At 39.7% G+C, this 15,085-nt stretch carries 10 protein-coding genes; 8 read left to right on the top strand and 2 right to left on the bottom strand.

Annotated elements, in window-relative coordinates; translation table 11 throughout:
- Positions 1-2 precede the first annotated feature (2 nt).
- The 7 genes from addA (at position 3) to PT287_RS03925 (ending at position 11,439) form a co-directional block, all read left to right on the top strand.
- Positions 3-3,617, top strand: a complete 3,615-nt coding sequence (gene addA, locus PT287_RS03955) for a helicase-exonuclease AddAB subunit AddA (RefSeq protein ID WP_277132783.1) — start codon at positions 3-5, stop codon at positions 3,615-3,617.
- Positions 3,618-3,638: 21 nt separating this feature from the next.
- Positions 3,639-6,425: a helicase C-terminal domain-containing protein gene (locus PT287_RS03950; protein WP_277132781.1), complete on the top strand. Its 2,787-nt coding sequence runs from the start codon at positions 3,639-3,641 to the stop codon at positions 6,423-6,425.
- Positions 6,418-6,900 carry a hypothetical protein gene (locus tag PT287_RS03945; RefSeq protein ID WP_277132780.1) on the top strand — a complete coding sequence of 161 codons (483 nt, stop codon included), beginning with the start codon at positions 6,418-6,420 and terminating at the stop codon, positions 6,898-6,900. Before PT287_RS03950 ends, PT287_RS03945 begins: the two co-directional genes overlap by 8 nt.
- Positions 6,901-6,966: 66 nt before the next feature.
- Positions 6,967-8,265 carry an asparagine--tRNA ligase gene (gene asnS, locus PT287_RS03940; RefSeq protein WP_277132778.1) on the top strand — a complete coding sequence of 433 codons (1,299 nt, stop codon included), beginning with the start codon at positions 6,967-6,969 and terminating at the stop codon, positions 8,263-8,265.
- 75 nt (positions 8,266-8,340) lie between these two features.
- Complete coding sequence (locus PT287_RS03935; protein ID WP_277132776.1) at positions 8,341-8,982, top strand: DnaD domain protein; 642 nt, start codon at positions 8,341-8,343, stop codon at positions 8,980-8,982.
- Positions 8,982-9,605 (top strand): endonuclease III, encoded by a 624-nt coding sequence (gene nth / locus PT287_RS03930; protein WP_277132774.1) that lies wholly within the window; start codon positions 8,982-8,984, stop codon positions 9,603-9,605. Before PT287_RS03935 ends, nth begins: the two co-directional genes overlap by 1 nt.
- Positions 9,606-9,894: 289 nt before the next feature.
- On the top strand, positions 9,895-11,439 hold the full coding sequence (locus PT287_RS03925) for an ATP-binding cassette domain-containing protein (RefSeq protein ID WP_277132772.1): 1,545 nt from the start codon (positions 9,895-9,897) through the stop codon (positions 11,437-11,439).
- A 47-nt stretch (positions 11,440-11,486) separates the two neighbouring features.
- Here PT287_RS03925 and PT287_RS03920 read toward each other — a convergent pair whose 3' ends face one another.
- Positions 11,487-13,811 carry a transglycosylase domain-containing protein gene (locus tag PT287_RS03920; RefSeq protein ID WP_277132771.1) on the bottom strand — a complete coding sequence of 775 codons (2,325 nt, stop codon included), beginning with the start codon at positions 13,809-13,811 and terminating at the stop codon, positions 11,487-11,489.
- Complete coding sequence (recU, locus tag PT287_RS03915) at positions 13,798-14,433, bottom strand: Holliday junction resolvase RecU (RefSeq protein ID WP_277132770.1); 636 nt, start codon at positions 14,431-14,433, stop codon at positions 13,798-13,800. The genes PT287_RS03920 and recU overlap by 14 nt, the downstream gene beginning before the upstream one ends.
- A 69-nt stretch (positions 14,434-14,502) precedes the next feature.
- On the opposite strand from recU, the gene PT287_RS03910 reads away from it, so the two are divergent.
- A complete protein-coding gene (locus PT287_RS03910) occupies positions 14,503-15,072 on the top strand; it encodes a DUF1273 domain-containing protein (protein ID WP_277132769.1) in 570 nt (189 codons plus the stop codon).
- Positions 15,073-15,085 lie beyond the last annotated feature (13 nt).

The following is a 15,085-nucleotide window of genomic DNA, read 5'->3' as shown; positions in this document are numbered from 1 at the left end:
TAATGCCCCAATTTACTAAAGAGCAACAGCAAGCAGTTGATGATCGCGGGCAAGATATTTTGGTCTCTGCATCAGCAGGTAGTGGGAAAACTACGGTCTTAGTTGAACGGGTTATGCAAGAAATCCTGGCAGGCACCGGCGTTGACCAATTGCTCGTTGTAACTTTCACCAAGGCGGCAGCCCAAGAAATGAAAGCGCGGATTAAACAGGTCCTAGAACAGCAGCTAGGGTCTGCAAATGACAAGCGTTATTTACGCCAGCAGCTTAACCAAGTTGATACGGCTAATATCTCGACAATCGATGCTTTTTGTCTGGATGTTATTCACCGCTTCTATTACGTAATTGATATTGATCCTAGCTTCAGCGTCTTAACCGATGAGACGCAGGCGGCACTATTGCGTGAGCGGGCACTGCGAGAAATCGAGGGTGAATTTCTAGAAACAAAGGACGAAGACTTTATTGCCTTTTATGATAATTTCGCTGGTGATCGGGATGCTGATTCAGCTCAAGGCTTGCTGCTTGATCTATATGACTTTGCGATGGCCAAGCCGGATTATCGTGATTGGTTGAAGCTGTTAAGTCAAAAATACCAGGTGGCAGACAATATTATTACGTCTGATTTATGGCAAGAGCAGATTAAACCGTATTTAAGCAATACTTTTACCAGCCTTAATGAAAAAATTGAGCGCTTGCTTGCCAGCAGCCAAATTGAAACTAAAGAATTAAGAAAAGTGCATGAGAGCTTTACACAATTTCATCAGGCGTTATCAAATTATCGCCAAAGTCTGGCAACTGATGACGATTATGAGACTCAACGGGCATATTTACGCAGCTGCGTTTTTACTGGAAAGTACCGTAAATCTAATAAGTGGGACGAGGACCTGCTTGACGTTTATCAGGAAAGTCAAGCTTTAAAAGAAGAAGCTAAGAATCAAGTCTTTTCAACTTATACCTCTTTTTACGTGACGGACGAGTCCGAACAACTAGATCTGTTAAAGCAGGGACAAAAAATCACCTCGGCAATTACTAAGGCGGAGTTAGCTCTGATTGATCGCTTTAACCAGTTAAAACGGGCGGAAAACTTGCTTGATTATAGTGATATGGAGCAACTAGCCTATCAGATTCTTAGTCAGGACACGTCTAATTCACAATTGGCTCGTGACTTTTACCGTAATAAGTTTAAAGAAATTCTGATTGACGAGTATCAGGACATCAACGCCCTTCAAGAAAAGATTTTGCAGCTGCTGAAAAAAGACGGCCAAAACAATCTCTTTATGGTGGGGGATGTTAAGCAGTCGATTTATGGTTTTCGGCAAGCTGAACCGAGTTTGTTCCTGCATAAATACCATGCAGCTGCACAAGCGGAAAATAAAAATCAAGAACGAATTTTATTATCGGCAAACTTTCGCTCTACTAAGCCGGTTGTCAAGTTGGTTAACCAAGTCTTTGATAGTGTGTTAAGTACCGACTTTGGCGGGATTGATTATCCTAGCGAAGGTCAACTAGTTTTTGGCGCGCAATATTATCCGTCAAACTTGCCAACAGCTAGCGAGGTTCTTTATCACGAAAAAGAAACCCAGCAAAATCATTCTGATGAAACCGAACCGGAAATTGATGCCAGCGAAATTACGATGGTCATCAATCGTATTCAGCAATTCAAGCAAGAGAATTTGCAGGTTTATGATGCTCATTTAGGACATCAACGTCCCTTTAAGTACAGTGATATTGCCGTTTTGACCAGAAGTCGCAGCGATAACCTAACAATCATGCAAGAGTTTGCTAAAAATCACCTGCCATTGTTTATCACGGACGCCAAAAATTATTTCCAAACGCTTGAATTAACGGTAATTATGAATTATTTAAAAATCATTGATAATCCGGACCAGGACATTCCACTCGTAGCAGTTTTACGTTCACCCTTGTTTAACTTCAAAGAGCCGGACCTGGCTAAAATTCGCATTCATAGCAAAAATACGAGTTTTTATGATGCTTTGACTTCCTATGTGACAGTTGGTGACCAATTAAGTATTCAAATTAAAGCCTTTTTAAATCAGCTAGATAACTTACGGCAATTTGCGACTAATCACCGGATTTCCGAATTGATCTGGAGTATTTATGAACGGACCAGCCTTTTGGAAATCATGACTGGATTACCTAACGGCGAACAGCGCCGAGTTAATCTTGAGGCTCTGTACGAACGAGCAAGTTCCTATGAAAGTGCGGGATTTAAGGGTCTGTACCAGTTCATTAACTTTATCGAACGCATGCGGCGCAGTCAAAAAGATTTGGCCCAACCGCTATTAACTAAAGAAGCTGGCGATGCCGTGCGGCTGATGACTGTTCATGGGTCTAAAGGACTTGAATTTCCACTTGTTTTTTACGTTGGGCTCCAACATCGGTTCCAGATGCGTGACCTAAGCGGTAATTACATTATTAATGCCGATAACGTTGGACTGACCTTGCGGCGCAAACATTATCGTGCGGACTCACTGGTTAAGGCAATTGACAATATCAAGCAAAAGCAGCAATTACTGGAGGAAGAAGCACGAATTTTATATGTTGGGCTAACGCGAGCCAAACAAAAACTTATCTTAGTCGCCGACATTCCGAGTTTTCCTAAAAAAGTCCTGACTTGGGAGCACCAATTAAATGATAATGGTCAACTTGCACTAGCCGATAAGCTAGCGGCTACCAGTCCAATGAACTTTATTGGCCCCGCAATTCACTTTGACAAACAGCCAATACAAAAGATTAGTGATGTCACAAGTGAGTTAGATCAAAACCAAGACTTGCTAATTATCAACTATGATAATGAACAGATTGCTGGAGCAGTTTTAGAAGAAGAACGCCAAGAGGAAACGCAAGATTTAACTTTACTGAATCAAACAGCGCAAAAATTGTATGACTTTGTTTATCCATTTAAGGATGCCAGTCAAACAACGGCGTACCAGGCCGTTTCAGAAATCAAGAAGGCCTTCAATGACCCGATTGATACGGATTTAGAAAATGCGCACCTCTTATCATCCACCAACCGTTATTTGCAGCCGATTGATACCAAACCCAATTTCCTATTTGAATCAAAATTTACTGGTGCGGAAATCGGAACAGCAACGCACCTAATTCTGCAGTATTATGATTATTGCGGTAGTGGTGATGATGCACAATTAGATGCCGAAATTCAGGAATTGGTTAAGCAGAAAAAATTGAACCCGCAAATTGTTACAAGTCTGAAAAAAGATGAAATCAACTGGTTTGTTCATAGCGATTTTGCTCGCGATTTTTGGCAGCAGCCAGGTAATTTAAAGCGTGAAGTTGATTTTTCCAGTTTAATTGCGGCAACGACCTTGTTTAACCAGTTTAGTGATCCTGATGCCAAGATTTTGGTTCACGGGACCATTGATGGTTATTTTGAAGCTGACGACGGGATTATTTTGTTTGATTACAAGACTGACCATGTTGATCTGAATAATTTAGATACGGCAATTGCTAAGATTAAGCAAAAATACACGGGGCAGCTTAGGTTGTACGAGCAGGCGCTTAATTCTTTTGCCAAACAAAAAGTAACCCATAAATACCTAATTCTACTTGACGCAAAAAGGGCGGTAGAAGTTAAATAGAAGAGAAAAGGAGGGCGGAACATGACATCATTTGCTAAAGACACTTTTGCGGTTGTTGATTTGGAAACAACAGGCACGCAGCGTGAGGACGATAATCATATCATCCAGTTTGGCTGCGCCATTATTAAAAACCTGCAAGTTGTCAAGACCTATTCGTTCATGATTAATCCTCACCGTGAAATTCCCTTGGCAGTTCAAAATCTGACCCACATTCATAATGAGGATGTTGCTGGGCAAAAAGACTTTGCTTACTATGCTCCCAAAATTATTAAACTTCTTAAAGGAACGGTTTTTGTTGCGCACAACGTTAACTTTGACCTGCCGTTTTTAAACTATGAATTAGTTAATCACGGCTTTGATGAGTTAGCTAACAAGGCAATTGATACGGTTGAATTAGCCAAAATCGCCTTTCCAACCCTGCCATCATATAAGCTTAGTGACTTAACGGCACAATTAAAAATTAAGCATTTAAATCCACATAAGGCCGATTCTGATGCTTACGGCACTGCCATTTTATTAATTGATATTATCCATCAACTTGAGACTTTGCCACAAGCTACGCTCAATACCCTTAGCTCACTGGCTCACGGATTAATTCGTGATACCTCATGGATCTTTACAACGATTGCGGAAAATGCTCGGCAGCAAAAACGCCCGTTGAGTAAAGACCGGATGCAGGTACGTAATATTGTTTTGCAAAAGCAGCAAGTAACTACGCCAAGTAATCCCAAAACCTGCAAAGCGAAATTTCCGGTTAAGGACGACCTTAAGCGAAAACTGTTTAAAGGGAAAATTAATTATCGCCAGCCGCAGGTCAATTTAATTAACCAAATTGACAACTTTTTAGGTAACGGTAATGAGCGGGCAATGCTTGTTGAGGCTCCTAATGGTACAGGAAAAACTTTTTCTTACCTATTTGCTTATGCTTACCGACTTTATTCTAGCCGAAAATTAGTGATTGCGACGCCAACCAAGGTTTTACAAAATCAGGTGATTAGTCAAGAAATTCCGCAAATGCTGGCGGTTACTAAACTTGACCTGACCGCAGAAGTTGTTAAATCAAGCAGTCACTACCTTGACCTCGATGGTTTTTATCAGAGTCTCTATCAGGGAACACAGAACAAACCTACCTTGATTTTGCAAATGCGGATTTTGGTGTGGCTGACGCAAACAAAAACAGGTGACCTAGATGAATTACAGCTAACCAATTATCGGGCGCCATTATTCACGCAGGTCACTCATCCGGGGGATGCACGCGTCGGCAGCAATTTTGCGGCTGTTGATTTTTGGAATCTAGCAAGACAGAGGCAGGAACAAGCCGATATTTTAGTAACCAATCATGCGTACCTAGCTAATCATTATAACGATTCTATCTGGGGCCAAAACCCATACCTTGTAATTGATGAAGCCCATAGGTTCGTGGACAATGTAATTACTTCGCGCAATGATTCGTTTCAGTTTGAGTCGCTTTGGGGTGTGCTTAGTCATATCCGCAATCTGCTGTATTACGCAGAGGATGGTATTTCTAACCAATATGGTAATGACACGCAGCTTAACTTTTTACTAGAAAAATTAAACCCAGGACTCATCGACCTGATTCACGTAATGAATAGATTACAGAAAATGTTGGCAGCTAAAAAATTGCGAGCAATCAATCAAAATCTACTGGCAAATGGCAAATTGCTACTTAGCTTTCAAGGAACAGACCTCTTTCCTAAAAAGGGCCAGTTTCGACTGCGGCTCAGTGAATTTCAACGCAAATTAGAGAGTGTCCGGCAGCATCTTAACCAGATTTTATTTAAGCTTGATAAAGAAGCTGGAGATACAACCAGTGATGAAGATGCATTATTAAGTGAAATCACGACGCAGCTTGATCGCCTCGACTTTTACATTGAAAAGAGTTATCAATTATCTGATTTGCTTAATGACCAGACAAATTTGCAGCAGGAAGGCTTTATTGTTACCTTAACTAATCCGCAAGATCCCCTTAGTGCTAATCTTAGTTGGCTAATGCTAGATGCCAGTAGTGAATTAAAGCAAATTTATGCGCGCTTTGACCATTTACTGTTTGTCAGTGCGACCTTAACTAGTGAGAATAATTTTACTTTTGCGATTAAGCAGTTAGCCTTGGCCGATTTAATGCCCAAGGAGTACATTGGTAAGAGTACCTTCAAGCTAGCAAAGCACCTTGAGGTGTTATCGGTTAAGGACATGCCAGACTTTAGTGATAGTCAATATATTACGCAATTGGCAGATATTTTGACTAACGATTTAGGTAAGAAAAAGCATGTATTAGTACTAATGACCAATTTGGACCAAATTAAAGAAGTATTTACGCTGATTTTAAATTCACCTAACTTACGAGACTTCGAGATTTTGGCTCAAGGATTGTCAGGGTCAAATAACCGGATTGCCAAGAGATTTGCAATTGCTAATCAGGCGATTATCCTCGGCGCTGACAGCTTTTGGGAAGGAATTGACTTCCACCAATGCGGGATTGACCTAGTAATTGCGGCAAAATTACCGTTTGAATCGCCAGATCAGCCAGAAGTCAGATTACGCCAAAAGAAGTTGCAGGATGAGGGCTTAAATGTTTTTCGGACTGACACAATACCGCGAGCAGTAATTCGCTTTCGTCAGGGGATGGGGCGCTTGATTCGCGGTGAAGAAGATCGCGGTCAATTTGTGATCTTAGATTCACGCATTTGGCAGAGAGATTATGGTAAAGTATTTCTGGATGCAGTTCCGGTTAAAACGCAAAAAGTCAGTTTAAAGGAGTTACGAGATAAGTTGGCTAATTATGATTAAAGATGATACGAGACAAACAATTAAGTTCGTTACTTGGGTGGTAATCATTATCGCGCTGCTCTACCTCATGTTTGTGGCGCTTTTTTACCAAGCAGGTCAACCTGGGCGCAATGAAACGCAGAATGTTAAGCAGATAGCAACCAGTAAAACACCGATTACGTTAGTCCAAGCAAGCTATCACTTAGACCGCGAGGTCAACAGTTATTCGGTTAAAGGTATTAGCAAACATAACGACACATATTATTTTATTTACTTGCCAGGATCGAAGAAGGGTTATCTTTATCCTGCTAAAAAGGGCGTTAGCGAAACTAAGATTAGAACTGAGTTTAATCAGAAGCAAACTGGTGGTAAAATTAATCAGGTCAACTTGGGTTGGTACAAGAACAAACCAGTTTGGGAAGTTACAGCCAAAAATGCGGCTGGTGATTATAGTTACAAATTATATGAATTTAAAACCGGAAAATTTATCGGTTAAGTCGCGAAAAAGATAAAACTTTGGTATGATTAACTTGATACAATAAGGAAAGTGGAATAAGAATTTATGACAGAATTAATTTCAATTAGAGACTGTTCCGAGCATGTTGATGAAGAAGTTGAGATGCATGTTTGGCTAACAGATAAACGTTCAAGTGGGAAGATTATTTTCTTACAATTGCGTGATGGTACCGCGTTTTTCCAAGGAATTATGCGGAAAAATGACGTTTCTAGCGAAGTATTTGAAGCCGCCAAGTCATTGCACCAAGAAGCTAGTTTTTACATCAAAGGAACTGTTCATCAAGATGAGCGCTCACACTTTGGCTACGAAATTCAAATTTCGGACCTGAAGATTGTTACTAACAATGAAGGCTACCCAATCACAAATAAGGAACACGGGATTGATTTCTTGCTTGATCACCGTCACTTATGGTTAAGAAGCCGGCGGCCATTCGCTATTATGCGCATTAGAAATATTATTTTCAAAGCGACGGTTGATTTCTTTGAAAATGAAGGTTTCGTAAAATTTGATGCGCCAATTTTCATGCATTCTGCACCAGAAGGAACAACTGAGTTGTTCCATACGGAATACTTTGGTGGGGATGCTTACTTATCACAATCAGGTCAACTTTATGGTGAAGTTGGTGCTGAAGCCTTTGGCAAAATTTTCACCTTTGGTCCAACATTTAGAGCCGAAGAATCTAAGACTAGACGTCATCTAACCGAATTTTGGATGATGGAACCAGAAATGGCATGGATGCATCAAGATGAATCTCTTGATATTCAAGAAAGATTTTTGTCTTATGTTGTTAAGCAAGTATTAGCTAACTGCCGATATGAATTGGAAATCTTAGGTCGTGATCCTAAGAAGCTTGAACCAGCTGCAGAAGGTAACTACACTCGTCTATCATACGATGATGCCGTTAAAATGCTGCAAGAAGGTGGTCGTGACTTCAAGTGGGGCGATGATTTTGGTTCTCCTGACGAAGCTTATATTTCAGAAAAATTTGACCGACCATTCTTTATCGTAAATTACCCAACAGTAATTAAGCCATTTTACATGAAGAAGAACCCAGAAAATCCTAAGGAATACCTATGTGCTGATGTTTTGGCACCTGAAGGCTACGGTGAAATCATGGGTGGTTCAGAACGTGAAAGCGACTATGACATTCTGAAAAAGCAAATTAATGAAGCTGGCTTGAATGAAGATGATTACAGCTGGTACCTTGACTTGCGTAAGTATGGTAGTGTGCCACACTCAGGCTTTGGCATGGGCTTTGAACGTGTAATTGCTTGGATTTGTAAATTAGACCATGTTCGCGAAGCTATTCCATTCCCAAGAATGATTAACCGCATCGAGCCATAAAGTTATTATTAGTAGAATATTATTAAAAGTTGAACTAAAGTTTTTAGTTCAACTTTTTTAGAGGGGAGAATTTAATTGCACTACAATGATTTTCGCAAATTAGGTTTTACTACTTTACCTAATGGTCTAATTGCCTATTATCCGCAGCTTAAAATTAGTGATGCTGAATTAATTTTAATCATTCAATTAGAGGCCTTTGCACAAAGAGGAGAAAACTTCCCAACAAATGAGCAAATTGCTGCTAATACCAATCTTTCAACCGGTGAGGTAGCCAGTATTATCCAGCAATTAATTGACCAAAACTATTTAAGCATTGACCAATTAACTGACAAACAAGGCCGCATTGGCAATTTTTATAATTTAGATGCACTTTATCAAAAGTTGGACCACTTTTTAAGTACCAATGTAATGATTAAGAGCCACCAAGACCAAACGGAAAGGGTCAGTGATAGCTTAGATAATAATCCACTTAACACACTTGCACGACAATTTGAAATTGAGTTTGGTCGTTATTTAAGTCCAATTGAGCGCGAAGAGATTTCGGCTTGGCTGAATGTCGATCACTATGACCCGGAAATCATAAAACTGGCTTTGCGAGAAGCAGTTTTATCACAAGCATATAGTCTAAAATATGTTGACCGTATTTTGTTAAACTGGCAAAGACATAATCTCAAAACCGTCTCTCAAGTTCAGAAATTTTTACAAAGGAATCGCTAATGGCACACGAAAAATTATTAAGCACTGAAGAAGCACGCAAAGTATTACGTACAATTAATAAAATGTATCCTGACGCTAAAAGCGAACTCATCTGGGACAGCAACTTCCACTTACTCTGCGCAGTTTTAATGAGTGCGCAAACAACAGATAAGATGGTGAACCGCGTAATGCCCCAGTTCATCGCTGATTATCCCACACCAGTTGAGCTGGCACAGGCAACAATTGCGGATATTGAAGATCATATCTCTAAAATTGGCTTGTATCATTCTAAGGCCAAGCACCTCAAAGAAACCGCCCAAATTTTAGTTGAAAAATATGACTGCCAAATTCCAGGGGATAAAAAAACGCTTGTTACTTTACCAGGAGTTGGTGTAAAGACTGCTAACGTTGTCTTAGCCGATGGCTTTGGCATTCCAGCAATCGCCGTTGACACTCATGTCTCACGCATTTCCAAGCGATTCCACATCGTAGCTCAAGATGCAAAACCACTGGAAATTGAAAAAAGATTGGAAGAAATTTTACCGCCTGAAGAATGGATTCACACGCACCACGCAATGATTTTGTTTGGCCGTTATTCCATGACAGCCCGCGATAAAGACGATCCGTATACTTACTTGAAATAAATTGTCGTTATGTGCACTAAAAGATAGTATTATGATAATTCAATCAACATTAAGAGATCTAGTTTTGACTAGGTCTTTTTTCTTTCATCTAATCATGATAAAATTATTAAAAATATTGTTATGCTGAAGAGCAAATTTATTTACAAGGAAGTGATGACAATGAGAATCCAATTAACTAGTAAACAAGCGATGGAGATTGCCTAACAAGAGCAATTTTTATTTAAAAAACTTTTGTTAGAGCAAATTCCATGGCTAAATCAATTAATACTGAATTGTAGGTGTGATAGTTATGGAATTTATTAAAATTATTAATCTAACAATTAATCATCAGGGGACAAAGCTATTCGTAATCCCACATTTAAAAATTAGTACAAATGAAAAAGTTGGTTTAATCGGTGAAAATGGTGCTGGTAAAACGACTTTAATGCGAGCAATTGTGCAAATGCCAGAAACAGCTCATGGTAAAATTATTAAAAATTGCTCACTGGTATATGTCCCGCAATTATTGCCGCAAACTGATTGCAGTGGCGGTGAAAAAGAAAAGGCAGCACTAGAAGCGGCTTTTCACCAATTAAAAGGGCAACCAAATAGTATGCTGCTGCTTGACGAACCAACTTCAAATTTAGATGAAGCTGAACAAAAATGGCTAATTACTAAGTTGCAAAGCCTAACTTGTCCCTTGCTTGTCATTAGTCACGATCGGCAATTACTGAATGTCGTTACCAATCATACTTGGGAGTTAAAGAACCAGCAAATTACTGCCTTTAGCGGCAATTTTGCAGCCTACGAACAGCATTCAGCTCGCGAAAAAGAAAGCCATGAAGTTCAAGTGCACCAACATGAATTAAAACGCAAGCGACTGCAAAAAGAGTACCAGAATAAACAAAATCAAGGTCATACTGCTCGCAAACGTAAAGCAGGAATTTCCACATCAGATTGGAAATCACGTGGTGATGCCACTGGGACAGAACGAAAATTATTGCGGCAAAGTCGAATTTTAACCAAAAAAATTGCGGCAGAAGCCGCAGCAGGTAAGCATCCTTATAAGCAACAGCCAATTACACTTAAAAATATTACTGCTGATTTGAGTAAATTAAATTTACCAGCCAAAGCTAATCTAATAAGCATTAAACCGCAAAATGTTTCTTGGCAAAATCAAGAACTGTTTAAGATTACTCACGAATTACGGCTGCAAGCTAATAGTAAAATTGTCCTAACTGGACCTAATGGTAGTGGTAAGTCTGTCTTTTTGAAACAATTAGCAGGTCAGCACCTAACTGGATTTTATAACAAGCAATTAAGCACTGGTTATTTTAATCAGGACTTAACAGCTTCGCTATCACAGGAAACTGTCTTGCACCAAATTTTACAAGGATCAATTTTTGCTCGTAGCACAACAATGCAGCTTTTAGGTGATTTGCATTTACAAGTGGCATTTAATCAGCCAATTACAAAATTGAGCGGGGGTCAATTGGTCTGCTTTAATTTAGCTCAGGTATTGTTAGGGCGGCATAATTTACTGCTACTTGATGAACCAACTAATTTTTTAGACATTAGCTCAATTACAGCTCTAACAGATTTTATAAAAAATTATCCGTTTGCTTTGATTGTCGTGTCACATGACCAAAAATTTATTACCGATCTGAATTTGCCTAACTGGCAAATCAAAGATGGTCTACTGCTTAATGGGGCTTATCTGCAATCAAATAGTAATCAGAAGCAAGAAAAAATTGCGCTGCTTAAATTCAAACGTGATCAAATGATTGCCGATCCTACGGCAACTTTGGCACAAATCAAGGAAATTACACAGCAATTACAAAAGTTAATTAGATAAGCAAAAGGTCTTCACAACGTGAAGGCCTTTTTTGGTGTTATTAAACTTTATGGATTAATACCTGAATCATTTTCAGCTGGTGCTTCTTCATTCGTTGAACTTGACGACGAGGAACCATTAGAACTTGGCTCATGATTTTCAGGTTGATGATTGCTTTGATTATTTTGATGGGTATTTGTATGATGCTGACTGTCGTGCGACTGTGCAGTTGAGCCGTTTTGCTTCTTATGCTGCTTGGTCGCATGGTTTTGCTGCGTGTTAGTTGTTGGACTAAAGCTGTTGGTATCAGCTTGCTCATCATCCTCATCGTAATTGCTACTGTCGTCAACAATTCCGCTAGGAGCATGACCACGAACGAATAATTGCCATTGACCACTTGAAGAAACTTCAGGAGGATTAGAATTTTTAGCAATTCTAGCTCGAATAACTGAGCTTGGCTTTTGCCAATCAACATTGGGCTTATTCTGCATCAGATATGACATCATGCTCTTATACAGCAGCTGAGCAGATTGTTGACCAATACCAGAAATAGTTCCATCTTTTAGATTGTCATAGCCTGTCCAAACACCCATGACATAACTTTGTGTGTAACCAACAAACCAAGAATCTTTAGGCGTTGATGCATAGCCGGGGTAGCGAGCCAAATCTTGGTCTGAATATTTAACAGAACCAGTTTTACCAGCTTGGTGCAAGCCAGCAATTTTGGCACTAGTACCCGAACCATTTTTAATGACACCCTTAAGCATATCAGTAATCATGTACGCCGTTGACTTACTCATTACCTGAACACCAGCAGAATCATAATTGCGGGTTAGACCATCTGGAGTTTCGATTTTAGAAACAAATTGTGGTTTATGATAAACACCCATTGCTGCAAAAGCACTAAAGGCACCGGCCATTTGCATACTTGAAGCATTAGCTCCAATCGCTACCGACAATCCTGAAGATTTTGGAACGTTGACTCCCAGCTTTTTCGCAAAAGCAGCAGCTTTAGGAACACCAACTTGCTTCAAAGTCTTAACAGCAGGAACATTACGGGACTGCTCCAATGCATGACGCATGGTCATCATGCCATCGTACTTGTTATCCCAGTCATAAAGTTGCACATTCGTGCCAGGGTAATAGTATTTACTGTCATCAAGCATTTTGGCCGTCGACCAGTTTAAATATTGAATTGCTGGACCATAATCAAGCACTGGCTTAATTGAAGACCCAGTTGAACGACTGGTCTGAACAGCACGATCAAGCCCGAGCTGAACAGAAGGCAAGTGCCGTCCACCTAGAATAGCAACAATGTGACCGTTGCTTGGATCAACAACTGTGGCGCCAACCTGCATTTGATCATTAGTAAAAGGTACTAGACCATTATTAGCAAGCTCATAAAGCTTATTTTGGGCCTTTTGGTCGATATTCACCGTAATTTTGAGGTTATCACGATAAGGATCAAAACCCTTGTCTTGCACCTCACCAATTGCTTCTTTAATGTAAGGATCATCAATCTGGCGTAATTTGGTTTGTGCTTTTTGACTATGATGCTTTAGACCTTTTTTAATGCTTTCTTTACTTGCCTTATCGTATTGCGCTTGCGTGATTTTCTTATTATCAAGCATTGCATTTAAAACGATGTTTCGGCGATATTTAGCATATTTAGGGTAGGTATACGGATTATAAGCGGTTGGTCTGTTGGGCATCCCAGCAAGTAAGGCCGTTTGTGCCAGGTCCAGCTTGCTAATACTCTTACCATAATAATAATTAGCAGCAGTACCAATGCCATAATTACCGTAATTCATGTAAACCTTATTAATGTAAAATTCCAGAATTTCATCATGCGTATATTCGCGCTGAACGCGCATTGCCAGCCATGCTTCTTGAGCCTTACGTCGCAATGTCCTTTGCGAAGCATCTGTTGAAAAGACCGTTAACTTAACTAGCTGTTGGGTAATTGTTGACCCACCAGCAGCAATCCCTTTGCTTTGAGCGTTAGTCAACATTGAACCAGCGATTCTAATTGGGTCAATACCTAACTTATCTTTATAGAAGCGTTTATCCTCAACAGAAACCACCGCATCCTTAAGCAGCTGTAATTTAGGACTGTCCTTAACATAGATCCGCTTTTCTGAACCTAATGATAAAAGAAACTTACCATTAGTAGTGTAAAAGCCGGATGAGCCGCCGCTTTCAAGCTGGGCTTGACTGATATTGGGCGCATCCTTTGCATAATATGCAAAAAGACCAATTCCCGAAACAATTAATAGCAGGGCAGCTAGAAGGCACCACTTAATTATGCGCCACCACAAGGGTTTAGGCTGCTTTTGTCGATATTCTCGGCGTGACTGGCGCTGATTATTTGAACTAGATTTATTGTTTGCCATTACTCATATTCCTATCTGTAATAAAACGGTCAACAGCGATTAAATAGGGCAGCGTAGGCTGAAAACCGCTGTTAATTTCAACCGACCATTTTTCTACCTCAGGTAAAGTTACCGAGCTCTTATCCTTGGTCCACCATGCTTTAATGATGAAACTAGCCGGGGTAACAAAGTACCGCTTTAAGCTTGTAAAACCAATGATGGTAAAGCAAATTCCTTGCTGCTTTAGACATTCTTCCAAATGCACAATTTGGTGTTCATGAAAGTTTTTTAGCGGGAAATTAGTCTTGTTTTTGGTTTCTTTGGCTTCAAAGTCTAAATAATAACCTTGATATACCCCATTATAGTCCGTTGTCGACTCTTGGCGAAAGTATGCTTCGCGGATTACAGCTCGAGAGCGTTTGGGATAATCAACCTTGACAATCTGTACTGGCGTTGGCTTTTTATGCACAACGGCAATCTCCTTTAAACGATAATATTTATTTGACTCGTTAATCATTTGTTCCAAAGTCATCCCGCGTCCAGAAAAACTGACATTCTTGCGGTGTTCAAAGTTTTTGCGGATTTTGGGCTCTTTAGTTGATTTACGAAATGCGGCTAAACTACCGCTTGGATATTTGACCATCAATCTCACTCCTGCTAGCATTATAGCAATAAAGAAAAAAATTTTGAACAAGGAGCCATCTCTTTCACTATGCAACGACTGTGGGTTACTGGTTATAGAAATTACGAATTAAATACTTTTGGTGATAAAGATCCTAAAATAAAGATCATCAAGTTGGTTTTAGAAAAACATATGACAGCCCGTTTAGAAGATGGGCAACTTGATTGGGTAATTACCGGCGCTAACTTAGGAGTTGAACAGTGGGCCAGTGAGGTGGCAATCAAATTACGTGAACGTTATCCTTTGCGCATTTCAATAATCACGCCGTACGAGGAATTTGCAGGCCGCTGGAATGAGGCCAACCAAGGGAAATTTATCAATTTAAAGAATCAAGTTGATTTTTACGCTTCAACTTCAAGCAATGCTTACCAAAGTCCGGTGCAGCTGCGGAATTATCAAGACTTTATGTTGACACATACGGATCAAGCATTAATGATTTATGATCCCGAAAATCCGGGTAAGCCAAAATTTGATTATAATTTAATCAAAAAATACCAAGAAACCAAGGATTATCCCCTAGAATTAATTGATTTTTATGATTTACAAGATGCTGCGGAAGAATATCAGGAAAGTCTTGAGGATAAAAAGCTGTCAGAATAACCGAAAATATTTC

The organism is Lactobacillus sp. ESL0679 (assembly GCF_029433515.1).
In the GTDB taxonomy this organism is placed as follows: domain Bacteria; phylum Bacillota; class Bacilli; order Lactobacillales; family Lactobacillaceae; genus Lactobacillus.
The sequence above is the reverse complement of the archived record's forward strand: the minus strand, read 5'-3'. Positions and strand labels throughout refer to the sequence as shown.

What these genes read in the sequence shown, in the direction of transcription:
- PT287_RS03920 (WP_277132771.1), bottom strand. Translation starts at nt 13,811, where the DNA reads ATGGCAAACAATAAATCTAGTTCAAATAATCAGCGCCAGTCACGCCGA.
- PT287_RS03910 (WP_277132769.1), top strand. Translation starts at nt 14,503, where the DNA reads ATGCAACGACTGTGGGTTACTGGTTATAGAAATTACGAATTAAATACT.
- asnS (WP_277132778.1), top strand. Translation starts at nt 6,967, where the DNA reads ATGACAGAATTAATTTCAATTAGAGACTGTTCCGAGCATGTTGATGAA.
- PT287_RS03925 (WP_277132772.1), top strand. Translation starts at nt 9,895, where the DNA reads ATGGAATTTATTAAAATTATTAATCTAACAATTAATCATCAGGGGACA.
- recU (WP_277132770.1), bottom strand. Translation starts at nt 14,433, where the DNA reads ATGGTCAAATATCCAAGCGGTAGTTTAGCCGCATTTCGTAAATCAACT.
- nth (WP_277132774.1), top strand. Translation starts at nt 8,982, where the DNA reads ATGGCACACGAAAAATTATTAAGCACTGAAGAAGCACGCAAAGTATTA.
- PT287_RS03950 (WP_277132781.1), top strand. Translation starts at nt 3,639, where the DNA reads ATGACATCATTTGCTAAAGACACTTTTGCGGTTGTTGATTTGGAAACA.
- addA (WP_277132783.1), top strand. Translation starts at nt 3, where the DNA reads ATGCCCCAATTTACTAAAGAGCAACAGCAAGCAGTTGATGATCGCGGG.
- PT287_RS03945 (WP_277132780.1), top strand. Translation starts at nt 6,418, where the DNA reads ATGATTAAAGATGATACGAGACAAACAATTAAGTTCGTTACTTGGGTG.